Genomic DNA, 20,363 nt, shown 5'->3' with positions numbered 1-20,363 from the left:
GCGGCGCCGGCCGCCGCACCGGGCCCCGGTCACGAGACGGCGTGCCGGGGGTCGAGGATGTCGTGCGGTTCGCTGATGCGGACGTAGAAGCCCGCCGGGTCGACAACCCGGAAGTCGGAGACTCCCCAGGCCCGCTTCTCCAGCGGAGCGACGATGCTCGTCCGGTGCGGGAAGCGGGTGTAGAAGTCCTCGACGTCGGCCACCATCAGCACGACCTCCGTGCCGTGGCCGCGCGGGGTGTCCCTCGGGAACTTCCGGAAGTACGAGTGCTCGTGGACGTACTCGTTGCCCGCCCAGAAGCAGAGGACGTTCCCCGCGAACTGCAGGACCAGGTAGCCCTTCTTCCGCTCGGGCGGACGTTCCCACACCACTTCGAAGCCGAACGCCGTGTAGAACCGGCGCTGCGCCTCGAAGTCCGGGGCGTGGAGCTCGACGAACGCCCGGTTCGCGGGCGGTGACGCCGGGAGCTGCAACACGGGGTCCTGCTCCGGCAGGTGGCCGAGCACGCGGATCTTCTCCTCGAGGTACCGGCGCGCCGGCTCGGTCTCCGGCACCAGGGCGAGCCGCCCCGCGACGGTGACCCCCGCGTCCCCCAAGGCGGCGAGCTTGCGCGGGTTGTTCGTCAGCAGCATCACCGGCCGGGACCCGACGAGCGAGGCGACGACGTCGGCGGCGAGCGCGAAGTCCCGCGGTTCGGGTTCGATGCCGAGTTCCGCGAACGCCTTCGCGGTGTCGATGTCGTGCGCCTGCTGCAGCGCGATCGCCCGGAACTTGGTGGCCAGCCCGGTGCCCCGGCCCTCGTCGTGCAGGTACACCAGGTGGCCGCCGTGGCGCGCGAGGTGGGCCAGCGCGTGCCGCAGCTGGCTCTCGCAGTCGCAGTCCGTCGCGAGCAACGACTCGCCGAACAGGCAGGAGCTGTGGATCCGCACCGGCACCGGCCCGGCCGGCTCGCGCGGCGACGACACGAGCACCCCGGCCGGGCCGGCCGCACTCAGGTGCCGGAGGTGGAACCGGCCGGCCCCCGTCTCGATCTCGATGGGCTCCGACAGGCTGAACTCGTGGCGCACGGTGCTCCCCCGTCTCAGTGGGCCGTCCCGGTCTCCGTGATGAGCTGGCTCAGGTCGTCGACGATTCGGGCGGGCGGCAGGCCCTCCGCGGTGAAGTCGGCGGTCGACGCGATGCCGGTCAGCACGGCCACGAACCCGACCGACCGGGCGTGCGCGACCTGCAGGTCACGCACGCTGTCACCGATGTAGACCAGGTCCCGCAGCGTGTAGCCGTGCCCCGCCAGGTTGTCGATGACCGCGTCGAGCACCCGGGGGTCCGGCTTGTGGAACGGGGTTTCCTCGTGGCCGTAGATCCGCGCGAAGTACCGGGTCAGGTCCAGCACGTCCAGGTCCTGGGTGACCAGGTCCCGGCTGCTCGAGGTGACGATCTCCATCCGCGTCGACCGCGCGGCCAGGTGCTCGAGGAGCTCCACCGCGCCCGTCGTCGGCTCGGGACGGCGCGTCAACATCGCGCGGCGGTAGCGCTCGACGAACGCGCCGGCGTCGAGCGTCGGCACGATGGTCGTGATGAGCTGGTCGAACGGCAGGCCCCACGACCGCACGATCGTCTCGTCGGTCAGCCGGACGCCGAAGGAGCGAGCGGTGGCGATGAGCACCTCCCACCGCGTCCTCGCCGTGGCTATCAAGGTGTCGTCGCAGTCGAAGATCACCACGCGGGCCCGCTGCACCAGCTCGCTCGCGGCCGTGGTCACGTCGCCGGCCCGGTTCACGAGGGCTCACCGGCCGGCGTCGACCGGTCGAGGAGCGCGCGAGCCTCGGCTGCCTGGTCCGGCTGACCGAGCCGCGAGTACAGGTGTTCGGCGGAAGCGGCGTGGGAGACGGCTTCCGCACGCATCCCCTTGCCGGCGCACAAAACCGCGAGCCCGAGCTCGCACCGCGCCTGGGCGCTCAAGCGGTTCGCGCTCGTCGAGGCCACCAGCCCGGCCCGGAACACGGTTTCGGCTCCGGCGTCGTCCCCGGTCGCGAGCAGCACGCGACCGAGGTAGCTGAGCGAGACCGCGCGCCCTTCGACCGCGCCGAGCTCGTCGTCGAGCCGGAGGGCTTCCTCGTAGCTGGCTTTCGCCGCTTCGAGATTGCTTCGCCGCTCGGCGAGGAGCCCCAGCTCGAGGTGGGTCGCCGCCCGCCCCTCGTCGTCCGAGGTGTTCGGCGCCACGACGAGTACCTCCTCGAGAAGAACCTGTGCGACTTCGTGGTCGCCCTCCGCGCTGGCGATCTGCGCACGGAGCCGTTTCGTGGCCGGGCTGTCCGTCCCGAGCCCAGCCGCCTCGAGCGCGTCCCGGGCCCGGCCGAGGAAGGACGTCGCCGCCGCCGGGTCACCCCGCCAGAGGTGCACCCGGCCGACGAGGATCGCGTGCCGGGCGAGGGCGGCGCCGTCCCGGAGCTCGGTGGCCGCCGTCATCGCGCGCTCGCAGAGCCGGGCCCGGTCCGTCCAGAACCCGCGGCCCCACAGGTAAGGCGACAGCGCATCGGCGTAGTCGATCACCCGTCGCCAGGCGGCCGGCGCCCCGGTCCGGGCGGCCTCTTCGTGTGCCGCGTCGGCGAACGCCATGACGTTGACCAGCTCCGCTTCGATCTGGCGAACGTTGTCGAGATCGGCGTAGGTGTTGGCGTGCCGCCGGGCGAACTCGAGGAAGTGCCGGTCGAGCCGGTCCCGGAGCTCGGCCGCCGTCGCGGGGGCCGCAGCGAGCTGCCGGTGCACGAACGCGCGGGTCAGCGTGTGCAGCTGGTAGCGGCTGCCTTCGGCGGGCGCCAGGTCCACGACGTCGACCAACGACACCGCGATCAGGCGGGTGAGCGCCGAGCGCAGGTACGCGTGATGGACGTCGCTGCCGGCTTCCAGAGCCACTCGGGTGGCCGGCCCAGGGCAGAGAGCCAAGGTCGCCAGGACGCGCCGGGCGTACTCGTCGTCGGCGAGTGTCTTGTCCCAGCTGCGTTCGAAGAGCACCTTGAAGAGGTCCTCGTCCGCCGCGCTGGCGATGTCGGCGATGATCTCGGTCAGTGACGCGCCGCCCGCCTTCATCTGGCCGGTGCCGAGCCGGATGGCGAGCGGGTTGCCGCCCGTGGCGTCGTAGAGCGTCCGAAGGTCGGCGGTGGGCGCGTCGCGAAGGGCGTTCAGGCCGAGGCGGGCCGCCTCCGTGCGGATGAGCTCCACCCCGTCGGTCTCGTCGAGCTTGCCGAGCGCGACGGCCCACGCCGCCCGCAGCCGTTGCTCGCGGGTGGTCACGACGGCTTTGCTGGGTGGCTCGGGGATCCGCGTGACGAAGTCGAGCACCTGCTGGTCCACCAGGGTTTCCAGGTTGTCGACGATCAGCAGGCAGCCGGTCCCCCGCAGGAGCTTGCGGACTTCGTTCTCCTTTTCGGGAAGGGGCATCGAATGGAGGTAGGTGAACCCCAGGACGTCCGCGATGGCGTCGAGGACGTCGTTGAGCCGCAGCGATCCGTCCCGGTCCGCGGTCCAGACGATGGCCCGGAAGCGATCTCCGGATTCGGCGCAGAGCCACGCGACCTCGCGGGCCAACGCGGTCTTGCCCATCCCGCCGAGCCCTTCGACGGCGATCACCGGGTAGGACGAGTCCAGCCCCTCGAGCAGCCGTGCCTTTTCGACGCTGCGCCCGATGAACTGCTCACGGGCGGGGAGGTTGTGGCTGGGTGCCGCCGGATCGGCGGCCGCGGTCAGGCTCGGTTCCGCCGGACCGGCTTCGACCGGGCCGGGTTTCGGTGTCCGGCGAAGCTGCAAGTACGCGATCATGGCCGCGGCCAGCGCGACCACGATGCCGGCGGCAGCGAAGTAGGCTTCCGCTGACACAGCCGTCCCCTCTGCGGCGCCCGGCTACGCGGGCGACACGCCTCCCTGGCCCCCTCGGCGAAGGGGGCCACCCAGAATCTCACACCGGCGCGGCCGGGTCGATCCTCACTTGAGGCAGTCACCCGGCTCACCGCGGCGCAACGCCGGGTCCGTCTGCTCGAAGGTCCTGGCCACGCCGGGGCCGCTGGAACGCGTCTCGAACCGGACCGTCACCCTTCCGTGGCCGGCGCCCTGGACCCAGCCGGTGCCGTGCTCCTCGTGCACGACGTCGTCGCCTTGGCGCCACGTCGAGGGTGGTGGTGCCGCCGGGGCCGGGGCGGCCGAGACCACCGTGGACGCCGGGGTTTCCGGGACCGCCAGGGTGAACAGCGCGTCCTGGTGGGGCACCGAAAGGCCGCTGTAAGCGACCCCCGCCAGGCGGATGCCGCCGAACTCCGCCGGGTCCAGCAGGAGGCGCTCCGCCGTTGCCGACAGCTCTGCCAGGTCGTCCGTCGGGGCCGAGATCGTCTCGGAGCGGGTCACCGTGTGCATGTCCGTGTGGCGCAGCTTGATCACCACCGTGCGTGCGACGCGCTCGGCCTTCACCAGGCGCGCGTGCGCGCCGACCGCGATGCGGCGGACCTCGGCGCGGAGCGTGGCCAGGTCGATGATGTCGGTGTCGAACGTCGTCTCCGCGCTGACCTGCTTGGTCTCGCCGCGGTCGGCCACCGGGCGGTCGTCGAAGCCCGTCGCGAGGCGGCGCAGGTCGCGTCCGATCACCCCGCCGAGCGTGGCGACGGCGTCCTGTTCGGACAGTGCCGCGAGCTGCCCCAGCGTCTGGACGCCGATGAACCGCAGCTTGCCCTCGGCGACCGGGCCGATCCCCCACAGCGCGCGCACCGGCAGCGGTGCGAGGAACTCGCGTTCGGTGCCCTGCGGCACCACCAGCAGGCCGTCCGGTTTGGCCTCGTCGGAAGCGATCTTCGCGATCTGCTTGCCGTTGCCCGCGCCGATCGACGCGACCAGGCCCGTCTCCGACCGGATCGCGGACCGCAGCGAGGCGCAGAACTCCGTGACCGCCTCGAAAGAAGCCCCCACGAGCTGCGGGGGTTCGGCGAAGGCCTCGTCGAGGGAGATCTTCTCCAGCACCGGCGCCACCGCCGTGACCACGGCGAACACCGCCTGGCTGAGCCGCTCGTAGACGCGGAACCGCGGCGGCACGATCACGCCGTTGGCCGGCAGCAGCCGCCGCGCCTGGGCCATCGGCATCGCCGACTTGATGCCGAACGCGCGGGACTCGTAGCTCGCGCCCGCGACCACACCGCGCGGCCCGAGCCCGCCGACGAGGACCGGGCGCCCGGCCAGCGTCGGCCGCGTGAGCTGTTCGGCCGACGCGTAGAAGGCGTCCAGGTCGAGGTGGATCACCCAGCGGGCCACGTCACTCCCCGCCGGTGGCGTCCAGCAGCTGGTGCAGCGCCTTCGTGTAGCTCTCGAACGCGGCGCGCCCGGCCGCGGTCAGCCGGACCAGGGTGACCGGCGTGCGGTGCTCGTAGGCCTTGGTGATCTCGACGTACTCGGCGTCTTCGAGCTTGCGCAGGTGCGTCGAGAGGTTGCCGGCCGTCATGTCCAGCAGCTGCTGCAGCCGCGGGAAGGTGATCTGGTCGGCCGCGTGCAGCCCGGCGAGCGCGACCGTGACCCGCAGCCGCGCCTGGGCGTGGATGACCGGGTCGAGCTGCGGCAGCGGGTCGCTCATCGGCGGCCGGACTTCTCACGGACGAAGTAGACGATCGCGCCGAGCAGGAAGCCACCGCCACCGCAGAGCGCCAGCACCAGGAAGTTGGCCGGGAACCCGACCAGCACGCTGAGCCCGGCGGAGACGATCATCCACGCGCCGAGGCCGTACATCAGCCTGTCCTGCCAGAGCATGCCGCCGGCGAGGTACTGAACGCCGGTGACCAGCAGCCAGGTGCCCGACCACAGCAGCGACACCTGGTCGGAGGTCAGCGACCCGAACTGCGTGATCCGGATGTCGATGACGGTCAGGCCGATCGAGGAGAGCGCCCAGCTGTAGCCGTACATCGCGCCGACGGTCTTCGACGGGCCGCGGATCCCCCGCCCGGCCCGGGCGCTCACGTAGGCGGTGTAGGTGATCGCGAAGACGAACAGCACCGCGACGAGCACCCCGCCGACCCAGCCGGGGATGCTCTCGGTCTGCGTCGCGAAGTAGGTGAACCCCCAGCCGAGCAACCAGGCGAAGGCCCACGCGGCGAGCATGCGCGCGGGGCCCCCGCCCAGTTCCCGGCGGTTGCGCCGGGACTGCTGGGCGATCAGGTTCAGCGACTCCTCCGCCGACAACGGCTCGTCGTCCACCCGTCCCGCCCTTCGTCCGCGCAGACCCCTCAGTACTGCACGGAGGTTAACAAGCATTCACAGCCTGGCCGTGTCCAGCCGGAACCGGCGCACCACGACCAGAGCCGGGACGACCAGCCACCCCGCCAGCACGAGCACCGCGAGCCCCGTCCCGCCGGCGTGCACGAGCGGTTCGAGCCCCACCTGGCCGAGCCAGTACGTCGGGAAGAAGTGGGCGAGCGTCGCCATCCACTCCGGGAGGGCGTAGAGCGGGATCCACAGGCCGCCGAGCATGCCGAGCGGCATCATCAGCGCGCCGGTGACCGCGCCGACGGTGTCCCCCTTGCCGAACAGACCGATGGCCAGGCCGAGCACGGCGAACGGGAGCACACCGAGCCACAGTGACACCAGCACGAGCCCCCACTGCGCGGCGGTCAGGTGCACCCCCATCGCCAGGCCCGCGACGAACACGACCACGAGCACCGGCAGCGCCACGGCCATCGCCGAGATGACCTTGACGACCAGGTAACCGGGCCCGCGCATCGGCGTAAGCCGCAGCTGCCGCTGCCAGCCGTCGGTGCGCTCCTGCGCCACCCGGGTGCCGGTGAACAGCGCGCCGCCGCTCGCGCCGTACGCGGCGAGCTTGATCATCGTCTCGACGTCCGCCGGGATGCCGCTCGGCGTGGCGAGCTTGCCGAAGATCGAGCCGAACAGCACGAACATCGCCACCGGCATGCCGATGGTGAAGATCGTGAACTGCGGGCTGCGGACGATCCGCTTGATCTCCAGGCTCAGGTAGGTCGTGTTCACGCGGCCGCTCCTTCGGTCTCGTCGGCGGTGAGGGCGAGGAACGCCTCTTCCAGGCCGAGCGCGGTGATTTCGATGTCGGCCGCGGCCGGGTACGCGGCGAGCAGGGCGCGGATCGCCGTGTCGGAGTCGGCGCAGGCCAGCTCGGCGCGGCCGGCGCGCAGCTGCACGGTCGTGACGCCGGGGAGCTGCGCGAGCTCGGCTTCGGTGGCGCCGGGCACGGCGGCCTTGAGCACCCGCCCGGACACCGCGGCCCGGACCTCGGCGACCGGGCCGTCGGCGACGACGACGCCGTGCCGCATCAGCACCACGCGGTCGGCGTAGTCCTCGGCCTCGGCGAGGTAGTGCGTCGCGAAGAGCACGGTCCGGCCGGTGGCAGCGAACTCGCGGATGGCGGCCCAGAAGGCCCGCCTGCCGTCGACGTCCATCGCCGCGGTGGGCTCGTCGAGCACCAGCAGGTCCGGGTTGCCCGCGAGGGCGAGCGCGAACCGGACGCGCTGCCGTTCGCCGCCGGAAAGCTTGCCGCAGCGGCGTTTGACGAGGTTCTCGAGACCCGCCCGCGCGATCACCTCGGCGGCGGGCAGCGGCTTCGTGTGCGTCGAGACGATGAGGTCGACGAGCTCGCCGACGGTGGCGTCCCCGAGCAGCGCGCCGTTCTGCATCATCGCGCCGACCAGCCCCCGGTCGACGGCCTCCCGCGGAGTGCCGCCGCCGACGGTGACCTCCCCCGCGTCCGGCTTGGTCAGGCCCAGCAGCATGTCGACGGTGGTCGACTTGCCCGCGCCGTTCGGCCCGAGCAGCGCGACGACCTCGCCGGGCGTGACCTCGACGGACACCCCGTCGACGGCGATGACCTGGCCGAACCGCTTGGTCAGGTGGTGCAGTGCGAACGCCGGTCCCCCAGTCATGGCGCTCTCCCTTCGCTCGTGGACTTTGCAACGCAAAGTCGCTGCACACTTTGTAACACAAACCTCGCGCAAGTTCAAAGCCCCCGGCGTCGGAAAGCCGGCCGCGCGGGCTCATCGAGGCGATGCTGTTCGCGTGACGCCCACCTCTGCTCCCGCACGAAAAACGGGGTGCCGGGCACTGGGCCCGACACCCCGTCACTCAGGGTTCACGCAGGTCAGCCGGTGAACCGCCCGGCCACCAACCCCTGCGTCGCGCCGAGATCGGCCTTCGCCGCCGTCGGCGCGGGCGGCGTCGGCTGGGGCAGCGGCGCGCACTCGACGTCGGCCGTGCGGCCCGGCTTGCGGGCCGGGAGCGCGCCCGTCGCCAGGTAGTCCGCGATCTTGTTGTCGACACACGCGTTGCCGCGCGGGGTGATCGCGTGGCTCGTGCCACCCGGCTCCGCGATCAGCGACGCGCCCGGGAAGCGGCTGCGGACCTCGAGACTGCCCGGGAACGGCGTCGCCGCGTCCAGGGTCTCGTCGATCATCAGCACGCTCGGCACGCCACGACCGTCGATCTTGGTCGGCTTGCCCGCCTTCGCCGGCCAGTACAGGCACGGCGCGTTGAACCAGGCGTTCTGCCAGGTGAAGTACGGCGCCTTGGTGAAGGTCTTCCAGTTGTCGGCCTTCCACTGGTTCCAGCTCTGCGGCCACTGGACGTCCGTGCACTGGACGGCGAGGTACACCGCGTAGCCGTTGTCGTCGCCACGGCCGCCGAAGGCCTCGAACAGCGACTTCCAGTTCTGCCAGTCACCCTGGTTGACGAACCGGGACAGCGCGTCACCCAGGAGCGTCCACCGCAGCTGGTAGTACGAAGCCTGCTGGATGACGTCGAGGATCTCGTCCGGCCCGATCACGCCGCCGGCGGGGTTGAACGACGCCTTGAGCAGCTGCTCGTTGACCACGTGCTGGACCGCCGACTGCGTCTTGCCGAGGTGGTAGACGTCGTCGTGCTGGGCGAGCCAGCCGAACCAGATCAGGATGTTCTTGTCGAACGCGACGTCCTGGTTGAGGTTGTCGCCGTACCAGACACCCCGCGGGTCGACCGTGGAGTCGAGCACCATCCGCCGCACGTTCTGCGGGAACAGCGAGCCGTAGACCTGGCCGAGGTAGGTGCCGTAGGAGTAGCCGTAGAAGTTCAGCTGCTTCTGCCCGAGCGCCTTGCGGATGGAGTCCATGTCCTTGACCGTGTCGGTCGTCTTCATGTTCTCCAGCAGAGCCTTCGGGTTGTTCTTCGCGCACGCCTGCGCGTACCCCTTGGCGCGGTCGAGCCAGGTCCGCTCGAGCTGCGGCGTGACCGGCAGGTACGAGGGCCGGTCGTAGTCCATGTAGTTCGCGTCGCAGCTCAGCGCGGGCTTGCTGGCGCCGACGCCGCGCGGGTCGAAGCCGATCCAGTCGTAGGCGTCACCGGCGTGGTTGGGCACCCTGGGGCCGCGGGTGGCCAGCAGCAGGCCGGAGCCGCCGGGGCCGCCGGGGTTGGTCAGCATGACGCCCTGGTACTGCGCGTCCGCGACCTTGTGCTTGACGCGGCTGACGGCGAGCTGGACCTGCTCGCCGTGGGGCTTCGAGTAGTCGAGCGGGACTCCCAGGTACCCGCAGTCGGCGCCGGCGGCGACCAGCGTCGGATCGGTGCACGGCCCCCAGGTGATAGTCCCGGCTGCCGGTGCGGGCGCGGCGGTCGCGGCCGGCGCGGCCACGAGCGCGGACGCCACCGCGGCGGCGGCCACCGCGGCGAAAAACGCACGTCTCACTGTTTTCTCCCTTTTGGCTCCGACTTCAAGCGGGTGAACCCTAGACCCGCTTCCGGCGCGCGGGGACCGCGAACGGGGTGGCGGCCCCGAATGCCCTACGAAAGGTGGAAATCGGGTGGCGCGGTCGTTCCGGGATCCCCTACGGTGCCCGACATGATCTACTTCATCCGGATCCGCTCCGTCTGAGACGGCGTGACCGCCGGACCGCCCGCCCACCGGGCCCGGTCCCCTCATCTGCGCGCCGTCGGTTCTTTCTTCCTCTGAAGGAGCTTCATGCTGCGCAAACACATCGTCATGGTCGGCTGCACCGCGCCGAGCCACGTCTACCCGTCGCTGGGCGTGATCGCCGAGCTGGTCCGCCGCGGGCACCGGGTGTCCTACGTGGTCGGCGAGCCGCTGGCCCCGCTGGTCTCGCCGACCGGCGCTTCCGTGGTCGCCCACCCGACGACGTTCCCGCTGGGCGAGGCCGCGGTGTGGCCGGACGATCCGGCCGACGCGATGCGCGTCTTCCTCGACGAAGCCATCACCATCCATCCCCAGCTGACGTCCAGGTTCGACACCGACCGGCCCGACCTGCTGCTGTACGACATCGGCGGCCTGGGCGCGCCGGTGCTGGCCGCCCGCTACGACGTGCCGGCGGTCCAGCTGTCGCCGACGCTGGTGGCGTGGGAGGGCTACGACGAGGACATGGCGCCCGTCATGGACCCGATCAAGGCGTCACCGTCCGGTGTGGACTACGCGGAGACGTTCACCCAGTGGCTCCGCGCGAACGGCATCGAGGCCGACGCGTGGGAGTGGCTGGGTCATCCCGCGCGGATCCTGTCGCTGATCCCGCGGGCGATGCAGCCTCACGCGGACCGGGTCGGCTCGCACGTACGGTTCGTCGGGCCCTGCCTGGATCCGGCCCGGCTGGCCGACCGGTCGTGGACGGCGCCATCGTCGGGACGTCCGGTGCTGCTGGTGTCGTTCGGGACGGCGTTCAACGACCAGCTCCCGGTTTACCGCGCGTGTATCGAGGCGTTCGCTGCGGACTGGCACGTGGTGATGTCGATCGGGAAGCACGTCTCGCCGGCTTCCCTCGGACCGCTGCCGCCGTCGGTGGAGGTGTTCGCTTCGGTGCCGCAACTGGCGGTCCTCGAGGCGGCGTCGGCGTTCATCACGCACGCGGGGATGGGCGGGGCGACCGAGTCGTTGTGGTTCGGCGTGCCGACGGTGGCCGTTCCGCAGGCGGCGGACCAGTTCGGGAACGCGGATCAGCTGGAGGCGTTGGGAGTCGGGCGTCACTTGCCGGCCGACTCGGTTTCGGCTGCTTCGCTGAGGGCGGCGGTCGATGAGGTGACGTCGTCGGCTTCGGTGGCCTCACGGCTGGCTTCGCTGAAGGCGGAGATCCGGAGTCACGGCGGGGTTCCGGTGGCCGCGGACGCCGTGGAGTCCTATCTGGAGTAGCTGCTGCCTCCGCTCGAGCCGCTGCCGGTGCCGCTGTCGGCCAGTGCCACGATCAGCACGACGATTCCGGCCACGATGAGCAAGGCCACCGCCGCGAGGATGATCTTCACCCGCCGGGTGAGCCTCTTCGCGGCGGTGCCCGTCGGCTCGGGTTCGGCGACCGGCCCCGGCTCGGCTTGTCCTGCCGGTTCCACCGTCGGCTCGGGCTCGACCCGGACTACTGGTTCCGCCGCAACCCCAGACTCGGCCACCAGCCCCGGCTCGGCCCGCACTACTGGTCCCACCGTCGACTCCAGCTCCGGCTCGGACCGGACCACCGGATCCACCGCAACCCCAGACTCCGCCACCGGCTCCCGCTCGACCACCACCGGCTCGGGCTCGACCCGGACCACCGGATCCGCCGCAACCCCAGACTCCGCCACCAGCCCCGACTCGGCCCGCACCACCGGTCCCACCGTCGACTCCGACTCCGACTCGGACCGGACCACCGGATCCGCCGCAACCCCAAACTCGGCCACCGGCGCCCGCTCGACCACCACCGGCTCGGGCGGGCCGTCCTCCTCCGCCACCCAGGCGGCCGCGGCGCTCGACACCCGCCGGCTGTCGTCGTCCGCCAGGCTCCGGATCGAGGCCGCCGTCCGCTCTCGGACCATCTCGTTGCCCACGCGGTTGAGCCGCTTCAACCCCTCCAGCGCGTTCATCCGGTCCAGCGCGATCGGGCTGGCCAGCCCGTGCCGCAGGTACTCCGGCAGCGTCCACCTCGGGTTGCGCGCCAGCACGATGCGACCCTCCACATCGGACTGATGCTTGGGCCGCTGCCGGGGCATCTCGGCCACGACCCGCTCGTGGACGTAGCTGTACAGCTCGTCCACCGTGACGTCCCCGTCGCCGTCCAGGTCCGCGCTGCCGTCGCGCAGGCCCGCGACCAGGTGCCGCGTGAACACCGACCGCGCCGCCGAGCCCACCACCGCGTCGCCCTCGAACGAGTACTGCGTTGCGTCCGACGCCGTCAGCACCGCGCGGCCGCGGCCCTGGAACCGCTCCAGCGTGTGGACGTCCGTCCCGGCCTTCGCCAGGCGGCCAGCGGGGAAGGCGCCGCTGTAGCAGCAGTCCAGGACCAGCACCTTCTGCCGGGACGCGCAGCCGGCCATCGCGCGGTCGACCAGCTCCGCCGCCAGCGCCGTGAACATCAGGCTGTCCCGGCGCGTGTTGGCCATCGCCAGGTACAGGCTGCCGTCGTCGTCCTTGACGCCGTGGCCGGTGAAGTACAGCAACGTCAGCTCGTCGCGACGGCGGCCGCGGTAGAACTCGCCGACCGCTTCGCCGACGACGTGGTGCGGCTCGTCGATCAGGGTCGTCACCTCGAAGCCGGCCACCGACGGGTCGCTCAGCACCGCGGCCAGCGCCCGCGCGTCACCGCCGGGCGAGGTGAGCCGGCGCAGCGCCGGGTCCGCGTACGTCTCGGTCGCGATCAGCAGCGCGTGCCGGGCCATCGGCTAGCCGTGCCGCTTGACGAACGCGTCGATCAGCTGCTGCCGCTCCGCCGACGTCGCGCGCTCCAGTTCGACGGTGTCGCCGTCCACCGTCACCTTGATCTTGTGCCGCCCCGCCTGCCGGCCCAGCCATTCGCGCAGGGTCTCCACCAGCCCCGGGAACACGCCGCCCGCCGCGCTGAACGCCACCACCAGCGAGCCGATCGTCACGGGGTCGGCGGCCTTCGCGCCGGGTGGGACCTCGCCCGCCACCGCCTGCACGTCGACATCCAGCTCGCCCAGCTCGGCGCGCAGCCGCCGGGCTAGGCGGTCGAGGTCTTCCTCGTCCCCGTCGGCTTCGAGCCGCACCAGCGCGCGCTGCGTGTCCGGTTCGGTCATGCGCGCCATCGTCCGCCCGGACGGGCGAGCGGGACAAGGTCCGTTCGGGCAGCGTCAGGCCCGGATCTCGTTGAGGTAGTTGTAGATCGTGTAGCGCGTGACGTCGAGGCGGCCGGCCAGGTGGTCGACCGCGTCCTTGATGAGGAAATAACCGGCTTCGTCGAGCTCCCGGACCACCGCCGCCTTGTGGCGCTTCTTCATCAGGTCCACCGGGATCCCGGCCTTCGTCACCGCGCGGTCGACCAGGAACCGTTGCAGGCTGTCGACGTCCGGTGGGAAAGTCTCCGGCTCGCCGTTGCCGCCGGCCGAAGCGGCCGTGTCCACGCTGTTGACGCACAGGCAGCCGACCGCCACGCCGTCCGCGTCCCGCAGGAACAGCGTCGACGAGCGGATCGCGCGGCCGTCCGGGCCGTGGGTGCGGTAGTTCGTCAGGTCCTGCGTCGTCCCGCGGCGGACCAGGCCGAGCAGCAGGTCGGTCATCGGGCCGCCGACGTTGCGGCCGGTCAGGTCACCCGCGATCGCGACGATCGAGTCCGGCAGCCGGCTCAGGTCGTGCAGCAGCACCTCGTTGCCCGGCCCGAGCATCGCCGCCAGCCCCGGGATCGCCGGGACCAGCGCGGTCAGCACCTCGTGCGTCGTCGCGCCCGCGGCCGGGACGACCAGCGGTTCCCGCGGCGCGGTCAACGTCTCCAAGGCCGAACGCAGCAGGTCCGCGGCGGCCGCCGGAGTGGACGCGTGCGGCGACAATCGGACGTGTTCGGGCCGCACCGTCGCCGCGATTCCCGCGTTCGCCAGCGCCGCCCCGACCTGCTCGGCCGGGTGCCCGGGCAGCGTGAACGCCAGGATCCCGGCGCGCCGGTCCACCGCCGAGACGACCTCGGCGCCGCACGAGGCCAAGACCTCCTCGAAGGACGTCAGACGCTCGGCGATCCGCGCCGCGATGGCGCCGACCCCGGCGTCTTCGACCAGCTCCAGGGCCTCGGCGAACGCGCCGGAGGTGATCGGGCTCAGGTTCGAGATCGACCAGGCCTGTGCGGTTCCGTCCGGCGGGTGGATCTCGTTGTCGAACAGCCCCGCGTCGCGCGCGCCGGTCCAGCCGGACAGCACCGGGTCCATCCGCTCCAGCGCCCGGTCCGACAGCACCGCGAAACCGGTGCCCCAGCCCGCGCGCAGCCACTTCTGCCCGCCGACGACCAGGACGTCGGCGACCTCCCACGGCTCGTCGACCACACCGAACCCCTGGATGCCGTCGACGACCAGCAGCCGGTCGCCCACGACTTCCCGCAGCGCCGCGAGGTCGGCGCGGTACCCGGTCCTGAAGTCGACGGCGCTGACGCTCACGGTCGTGATTTCCGGCGTCAACGCGTCCGCGACTCGCTCAGGCGTGACATAACCGCTGGTCAGACGGCGGACGCGCAGCCGCCCGGCCTGCTCGGCGCGGGCCCACGGGTAGGTGTTGGCCGGGAACTCCGCGGCCGACACGAGCACCTCACCCGTGCTGTGGAACGCCGCCTGGAACAGCCCGAGGCTCGTGTTCGGCAGCAGCACGGTGTGGTCGGTGTCCGAACCGGACAGCCGCGCCGCGGCGGCCTTGGCCCGGACCTCCTGCCGCATCAGTTCGTCCACAGTGGACGGACCGGCCGTGGTGGCCTGGTCGAGCAGCGCGGCCGTCGTGTCGAGCACCGCGTGCGACGGCGGGCCGAAGCGGGCGAAGTCGAGGTAACCGGCGGGCTCGTCGAACTGGAGCAGGTACCGGGGCGAAATCCGCGTCACGCGAGGATCCTCGCCAGGAACTGCCGGGTGCGCTCGTGCTTCGGCGCGCTCAGGACCTCCGACGGCGGCCCGGTTTCGACCACCGCGCCGTCGGCCAGGAACACCACCTCGTCGGCGGCCTCCGCGGCGAAGCTCATCTCGTGCGTCACGACGACCATCGTCATCCCCTCCCCCGCCAACGTACTCATCACTTCGAGCACCTCGCCGACCAGCTCCGGGTCGAGCGCCGACGTCGGCTCGTCGAACAGCATCAGCTTCGGTTTCATCGCCAGTGACCGCGCGATCGCGACGCGTTGCTGCTGCCCGCCGGACAGCTGCGCCGGGTAGGCGTCACCCCGGTGGCCCAGGCCCACGCGGTCGAGCAGCTCGAGGCCCTGCTTGCGCGCGTCTTCGGGCTTCAGGCCGAGCACCCGGATCGGCCCCTCGACGACGTTCTCCAGCGCCGTCCGGTGCGCGAAGAGGTTGAACCGCTGGAACACCATGCCGATGTCCCGGCGCTGGCGGGCGACGTCGCGTTCGCGCAGTTCGTACAGCTTTCCGCCACGCTGCCGGAACCCGATCGGCTCGCCGTCGACCCAGATCTGGCCGGCGTCGATCGTCTCGAGGTGGTTGATGCAGCGCAGGAACGTGCTCTTCCCGGCGCCGGAAGGCCCGAGCAGGCAGACGACCTGTCCCTTGTGGACTTCGAGGTCGATGCCGCCGAGGACTTCGGTGTGACCGTAGGACTTCTTGACGCCGACGGCACGCAGCAGTGGTTCAGACACGGGCACTCCTCACCAGCGGCACCCCGCGCAACGCCTTACCGGCACGGGAAAGCGGCCCGCGATCGGCCTGCCCGAACGAGCGTTCCAAGTAGTGCTGGCCGACGCCCGCGACGGTCACCACGACCATGTACCAGACGGCCGCGGCCAGCAGCGTCTCCATCACGAGCAGGTTGTTGGACGAGATGTTGTTGGCCGCGTGGATCAGCTCGGTCACGCCGATCACCGACGCCATCGACGTGCCCTTGAGCATGTTGATGAAGTCATTGCCGGTCGGCGGGATGATCACGCGCATGGCCTGCGGCAGCACGACCCGGCGCAGCGTCGCCGCCGGTGTCATGCCGATCGACTTCGCCGCCTCGGTCTGTCCACTGTCGACACTGTTCAGCCCCGCCCGGACGATCTCGGCCATGTACGCGCTTTCGTTGAGCGCCAGGCCGAGGAACGCGGCGGTGAACGCGCTGATCAGCACGTTCGTCTGCGCGTGGACCAGGAACGGGATGTCGATGACCGGGAAGACGAGCGCCAGGTTGTACCAGAGCAGGATCTGCAGCAGCACCGGAAGCCCACGGAAGATCCAGATGTAGCCGGCGGCGAACCACCGGGCGACCGGGTTGGCGCTGCGGCGCAGCAGGGCGATGACGATGCCGAGCACGATCGCGACGGCCTGGGACAGCACGGCCAGCACCACGGTGTTGAGCAGGCCGGTCGCCATCACGCGGTAGAAGACGAAGTCGGGGACCTGGCCCCACTCGATCTGCGCGTTGCCGAGGGCGATGCCCAGCAGCACGAGCAGCGCGAGGATGACCACCGCGGCGACCCAGCGGCCCCAGTGCCGGAGCCGGACGATCGGGAGCGGTTCAGGAGCCGCCATTGATCGCGGCCTCCTTGATGGCGCCCTGTTCGACACCCCACGCCTGCAGGATCTTGCCGTAGGTGCCGTCGGTGATGAGCGCCTGCAGCGCCTTCTGCACGGAGTCGCGCAGCGGCGTGTTCTGCTTGTTGACGCCGATGCCGTACGGACCGCCCTCGATGGGCTCACCCGGGACGACCTCGAAGAACTTGCCGTCACCGGCGGTCCGGGAGATGTAGACGGCGCTGGGCAGGTCGTTGAGGATCGCCGCGACGCGGCCGGTGCGCAGCTGGTTCTGGTTCTGGTTGTCGCTGTCGGTCGCGGTCACGTTCACCGCGGGCTTCCCGGCCTGCGTGCACTTGGCCGTCTGCGCCTCGGCGAACTTCTGGTGGCTGGTGCCCTGCACCACGGCGACGTTCTTGCCGCAGAGCGTGTCCGGGCCGGTGATGCCGTCCGGGTTGCCCTTGCGGGTCATGATCGTGATGCCGGAGGTGAAGTAGTCGACGAAGTCGATCTGCGCCTGGCGGGCCTTGGTGTCGTTCATGCCGGCCATGGTGAGGTCGATGCGGCCGGACTGGAGGCTGGTGATGAGCGAGCCGAACGCCATGTCCTGGTGGGTGACGGTGACGCCGAGCTTGGCCGCGACCGCCTTGGCGAGGTCGACCTCGTAGCCGATCGGGGTCTTGCCGTCGGCGGCGTAGAAGTTGTTGGGCGCGGACTGCAGGTTCGACGCCAGGTGCAGCACGCCCGCCTGCTTGACGTTCGCCGGCAAAGCCGCGTTGAGCTGGGCGTCCTTCTGCACACCCTGGACGATCGCCGCGGTGTCCGGGATGCCGGACGCGGGGGCGCCGGGGGCCTGCGAGGACCCGCCCGCGCCGTCCGGACCGCCACCGCAAGCCGTCACCAGCACGGCCAGGCTCGCGAGCAACACCGCCTGAGCGGCACGTGAACGGGACATAACGGACCTCCACTGTTCGGCTGGCCGGAACGGTACAACTCGTTGTTGAAGAGGTCAACTGCCTGTTGAAATCTGGCCCGGTGCTAACTTGCGCGCATGAGCCTGCGGATCGGCATCCTGGGCGCGGCGAGCATCGCGCCCGCTGCCCTGGTCAAGCCCGCTTCAGCCAGTTCCGAGGTCGACGTCGTCGCGGTGGCCGCCCGCTCCGCCGACCGGGCGCAAGCGTTTGCCTCCCGCCACGGCATCCCGCGGGTGCACTCGTCGTACGAGGCCCTGCTCGCCGACCCGGACGTCGACGCTGTGTACAACCCGCTGCCGAACGGCCTGCACGGCCGGTGGACACGAGCGGCCCTGGCGGCCGGGAAGCACGTGCTGTGCGAGAAGCCGTTCACGGCGAACGCGGCGGAAGCACGGGAGATCGCCGGCCTGGCTGCCACATCGGACCGGGTTGTGATGGAGGCGTTCCACTACCGCTACCACCCGCTGGCGCTGCGGGTGGAGGAGATCGTGGCGTCCGGCGAGCTGGGTTCGCTCGAGCGCGTCGAGACGGCGTTGTGCTTCCCGCTGCCGAAGTTCTCGGACATCCGCTACGACTACGACCTCGCGGGCGGCGCGACGATGGACGCGGGCTGCTACGCGGTCCACATGGCCCGGACATTCGGCGGCGGCGAGACCCCGTCGGTGGTGTCGGCTTCGCCGAAGCTGCGGGACTCGCGCATCGACCGGGCGATGACGGCGGAGCTTCGGTACCCGTCGGGCCACACCGGACGGGTCGAGTGCTCGATGTGGTCGTCGACGCTGCTGAAGATCAGCGCGAAGGTGGTCGGCTCCCGGGGTTCGATCCGGATCGTGAACCCGGTGGCGCCCCAGGCTTTCCATCGCATGCGGATCGAGGTCGACGGCGTGCGGCGGTCGGAGAAGTTCCCGCGCCGGGCGTCGTACGAATACCAGCTGGACGCGTTCGCGGCGGCGGTCCTGCGCGGCGAGCCGGTGAAGACCTCGGCGGCCGACGCGGTCGAGACGATGACGGTGATCGACGAGATCTACCGTGCGGCGGGACTGCCACTGCGCGAACCGAGCTGAGCGCGCACATCGGCGAGGGCGAAGCCGAGCAGGTTGCGGCCCCGCCAAGCGCGCGGCTTCTCCGCCCGCGGGTCGTCCGCCGCGAGACCGATGCCCCAGACGCGGTCGACCGGGCTCGCCTCGACCAGCACCCGTTCCCCCGTGCCGGCCAGGTACCGGCCCAGCTCGGGATGCCGGGCGAACTTGGCGGCGTTGCCGTCGACGACGATCTCGAAGCGGTGAGCCACCCAAGCCTCTTCGTCGAAGCCGCGCACCCGGCGGCCGAAGTCCTTGGCCTGCTTCGGGTGTCTTGCGGTCAGCACCTGCGCCGCGACCTCTTCGTCGCCGAAGAGCAGGGCTTTGCGCCACATCATGTAGTGCTCGGCGGTGGCGAACCGGACCCCGTCCAGCTCGAACGGCGAGGGCCACCACTGGCTGAAGCACCCGGCCCCCACCCCGCCGCCGCGCGGCGGCCGGTGGCCCCAGAAGTACACGTACTTGAACCGCCGGCCCGCGTCGAGAGCGCGGGTCAGCTCCTCGACGCTGCGCGGGTGACCGGTCATGACGCCAGTCTTGCCCGCGAAGCGGTCGTCCCGCACCCGAATTCCGGGTGCGGGACGACCGAGCTAGGCAGCCACGTAGTTACCGCTCAAGATGAGCAGCACCTGGACCGTGATGCCCGTTCCGTAGTAGTCCGTCGAGTCCGGGGAGAACGACGCGATCGACGTCCACAGCTTGTCGAGCCAGGCCTGGCTGCCCGCGTCCGTCATCGCCGCCACCGCGAACGGGGCCGTGAAGCACGGGTGCTGGCCGCTCTCGGTCTTCGAGCCCGACAGGGAGTAGCCGCTCTGGATCTTCGCCGGGTCGCCGCCCGTGGTGGACTTGATCCACGTGTTCATCTTGCGGACCTGCGCGGCGGCCGCGCTCCCGGAGAACGAGATCGCGTCCGCGCCGAGGCGCCACGGGTCGCGGCAGGCGTTCCAGCTGTACTTGCCGTCGTACGGGCCCTCGAGGAAGTCCGCCGGCGCCGGCTTCGGCGTCGAGTTCGTGTTGACCACGAAGTCCGGCAGCAGCCCCGTGTTCGGCGCGTACGACGACTGCAGCTGGCTCACCGCCGTCTCCGAGCGGGTCCGGACCGAGTCCCAGAAGCTGTCGCCGGTCGCCTTTGCGAACGCGCGCAGGTGCCCCGGCATCCAGTCCGACGAGCGTGAGCTGTTCTTGTACTCCGCGTCGTTGCCCCAGTCGCCGAGCAGCGTGAACTTCGTGCTGTTGTTGACCTCGGACTTCTTGATCGCGTTGATGATCCGGACGGCTTCGGCCTTGTAGTTGACCGAACCCGTGCTGCCCCACTTCTTGTCCGCGATCAGCAGGCCGTACGCGATTTCGAGGTCGCCGTCGGTCGCGGAGTCGCTGCCGTTGACGCTCTTGCACTTCGAGTCCTGCTCGGCCGCGTGCAGGTCCTTGTTGTTGACCGACGGGTGGGCCTTCACGAACTTCAGGATCCCGTCGACGATCGCGCGGGCCTGCGGGTCCTTGTCCGCCATCATGGCCGAGATCGTGAGGCCGTACCCCTCGCCCTCGGCGACGAAGGAGTGGTCGGCGTCCTTGGACAGCACGGCGTAGGTGCCGCTGCCGCACTTCGTCGTCAGGAAGTTCGTCTTCCAGAAGTCGTAGTACTTCTGGAGCACCTGGTCCTGCGTGGCCTGCGAAACCGATGGCCGCAGGGTTCCCGGCACGTAGGGCGTGCCGGCCGCGGAAGCGGTCGTGGGCACGCTCAGCAGCCCGGCGGCCAGCGCGGCCGTGGCCACCACCGCCCGGACGATCTTTCTCATCGCTCCTCCGTAAAGGACATCGTTGGCTGCGGCGACGGCGATCAGAGCGTGACAGAAGGTTCAAGACTCGGTCAAGACTGTTAGGAAACTTTCCTTACAAT

General features: G+C 71.0%; 19 protein-coding genes. 2 read left to right on the top strand and 17 right to left on the bottom strand.

Going from position 1 to position 20,363, the window contains the following annotated elements; translation table 11 throughout:
• Positions 1-29 precede the first annotated feature (29 nt).
• From ACZ63J_RS35320 to ACZ63J_RS35280, 9 genes are all read right to left on the bottom strand, one after another.
• Complete coding sequence (locus tag ACZ63J_RS35320) at positions 30-1,067, bottom strand: VOC family protein (RefSeq protein WP_465399054.1); 1,038 nt, start codon at positions 1,065-1,067, stop codon at positions 30-32.
• 14 nt (positions 1,068-1,081) lie between these two features.
• Positions 1,082-1,777, bottom strand: coding sequence for an HAD family hydrolase (locus ACZ63J_RS35315; protein ID WP_465399053.1), 696 nt, complete (start codon positions 1,775-1,777; stop codon positions 1,082-1,084).
• Positions 1,774-3,873 (bottom strand): NB-ARC domain-containing protein, encoded by a 2,100-nt coding sequence (locus ACZ63J_RS35310; protein ID WP_465399052.1) that lies wholly within the window; start codon positions 3,871-3,873, stop codon positions 1,774-1,776. The genes ACZ63J_RS35315 and ACZ63J_RS35310 overlap by 4 nt, the downstream gene beginning before the upstream one ends.
• A 105-nt stretch (positions 3,874-3,978) precedes the next feature.
• The gene (locus ACZ63J_RS35305) at positions 3,979-5,289 is read right to left on the bottom strand and encodes a DNA polymerase IV (protein ID WP_465399051.1); all 1,311 of its coding nucleotides are present in this window, start codon (positions 5,287-5,289) and stop codon (positions 3,979-3,981) included.
• 1 nt (position 5,290) lies between these two features.
• The gene (locus ACZ63J_RS35300) at positions 5,291-5,605 is read right to left on the bottom strand and encodes a winged helix-turn-helix domain-containing protein (protein ID WP_465311443.1); all 315 of its coding nucleotides are present in this window, start codon (positions 5,603-5,605) and stop codon (positions 5,291-5,293) included.
• Positions 5,602-6,222: a hypothetical protein gene (locus ACZ63J_RS35295; protein WP_465399050.1), complete on the bottom strand. Its 621-nt coding sequence runs from the start codon at positions 6,220-6,222 to the stop codon at positions 5,602-5,604. The genes ACZ63J_RS35300 and ACZ63J_RS35295 overlap by 4 nt, the downstream gene beginning before the upstream one ends.
• A 57-nt stretch (positions 6,223-6,279) precedes the next feature.
• Positions 6,280-7,011, bottom strand: coding sequence for an ABC transporter permease (locus ACZ63J_RS35290; RefSeq protein ID WP_465399049.1), 732 nt, complete (start codon positions 7,009-7,011; stop codon positions 6,280-6,282).
• Entirely contained in the window at positions 7,008-7,916 is a 909-nt protein-coding gene (locus ACZ63J_RS35285; protein ID WP_465399048.1) for an ABC transporter ATP-binding protein, read from the bottom strand. The genes ACZ63J_RS35290 and ACZ63J_RS35285 overlap by 4 nt, the downstream gene beginning before the upstream one ends.
• A gap of 215 nt (positions 7,917-8,131) precedes the next feature.
• Positions 8,132-9,682: an alpha/beta hydrolase gene (locus tag ACZ63J_RS35280; protein ID WP_465399190.1), complete on the bottom strand. Its 1,551-nt coding sequence runs from the start codon at positions 9,680-9,682 to the stop codon at positions 8,132-8,134.
• A 297-nt stretch (positions 9,683-9,979) separates the two neighbouring features.
• On the opposite strand from ACZ63J_RS35280, the gene ACZ63J_RS35275 reads away from it, so the two are divergent.
• Positions 9,980-11,152, top strand: coding sequence for a macrolide family glycosyltransferase (locus tag ACZ63J_RS35275; RefSeq protein ID WP_465399047.1), 1,173 nt, complete (start codon positions 9,980-9,982; stop codon positions 11,150-11,152).
• On the opposite strand, the gene ACZ63J_RS35270 is transcribed toward ACZ63J_RS35275, so the two are convergent.
• The 6 genes from ACZ63J_RS35270 to ACZ63J_RS35245 are packed head-to-tail and all read right to left on the bottom strand — an operon-like array spanning position 11,140 to position 17,368.
• Entirely contained in the window at positions 11,140-12,645 is a 1,506-nt protein-coding gene (locus tag ACZ63J_RS35270) for a caspase, EACC1-associated type (RefSeq protein WP_465399046.1), read from the bottom strand. The two genes, ACZ63J_RS35275 and ACZ63J_RS35270, sit on opposite strands and share 13 nt — an antisense overlap.
• 3 nt (positions 12,646-12,648) lie before the next feature.
• Positions 12,649-13,023, bottom strand: a complete 375-nt coding sequence (locus tag ACZ63J_RS35265; protein ID WP_465399045.1) for an effector-associated constant component EACC1 — start codon at positions 13,021-13,023, stop codon at positions 12,649-12,651.
• A 54-nt stretch (positions 13,024-13,077) separates the two neighbouring features.
• Positions 13,078-14,796: an aminotransferase class V-fold PLP-dependent enzyme gene (locus ACZ63J_RS35260; protein WP_465399044.1), complete on the bottom strand. Its 1,719-nt coding sequence runs from the start codon at positions 14,794-14,796 to the stop codon at positions 13,078-13,080.
• Positions 14,793-15,560: an amino acid ABC transporter ATP-binding protein gene (locus ACZ63J_RS35255; protein ID WP_465399043.1), complete on the bottom strand. Its 768-nt coding sequence runs from the start codon at positions 15,558-15,560 to the stop codon at positions 14,793-14,795. The genes ACZ63J_RS35260 and ACZ63J_RS35255 overlap by 4 nt, the downstream gene beginning before the upstream one ends.
• On the bottom strand, positions 15,553-16,431 hold the full coding sequence (locus ACZ63J_RS35250; protein WP_465399042.1) for an amino acid ABC transporter permease: 879 nt from the start codon (positions 16,429-16,431) through the stop codon (positions 15,553-15,555). Before ACZ63J_RS35250 ends, ACZ63J_RS35255 begins: the two co-directional genes overlap by 8 nt.
• On the bottom strand, positions 16,418-17,368 hold the full coding sequence (locus ACZ63J_RS35245) for an ABC transporter substrate-binding protein (protein ID WP_465399041.1): 951 nt from the start codon (positions 17,366-17,368) through the stop codon (positions 16,418-16,420). Before ACZ63J_RS35245 ends, ACZ63J_RS35250 begins: the two co-directional genes overlap by 14 nt.
• Positions 17,369-17,464: 96 nt before the next feature.
• On the opposite strand from ACZ63J_RS35245, the gene ACZ63J_RS35240 reads away from it, so the two are divergent.
• Positions 17,465-18,451, top strand: a complete 987-nt coding sequence (locus ACZ63J_RS35240) for a Gfo/Idh/MocA family protein (RefSeq protein WP_465399040.1) — start codon at positions 17,465-17,467, stop codon at positions 18,449-18,451.
• Here ACZ63J_RS35240 and ACZ63J_RS35235 read toward each other — a convergent pair.
• On the bottom strand, positions 18,412-18,993 hold the full coding sequence (locus ACZ63J_RS35235) for an NADAR family protein (RefSeq protein WP_465338223.1): 582 nt from the start codon (positions 18,991-18,993) through the stop codon (positions 18,412-18,414). The two genes, ACZ63J_RS35240 and ACZ63J_RS35235, sit on opposite strands and share 40 nt — an antisense overlap.
• Before the next feature lie 63 nt (positions 18,994-19,056).
• Entirely contained in the window at positions 19,057-20,262 is a 1,206-nt protein-coding gene (locus tag ACZ63J_RS35230; protein WP_465399039.1) for a glycosyl hydrolase family 8, read from the bottom strand.
• Positions 20,263-20,363 lie beyond the last annotated feature (101 nt).

The sequence above is a fragment of the Amycolatopsis sp. NPDC104863 genome (genome assembly GCF_055582965.1).
Note: the sequence above shows the minus strand (reverse complement) of the source record. Positions and strands in the feature narration are given on the sequence as shown.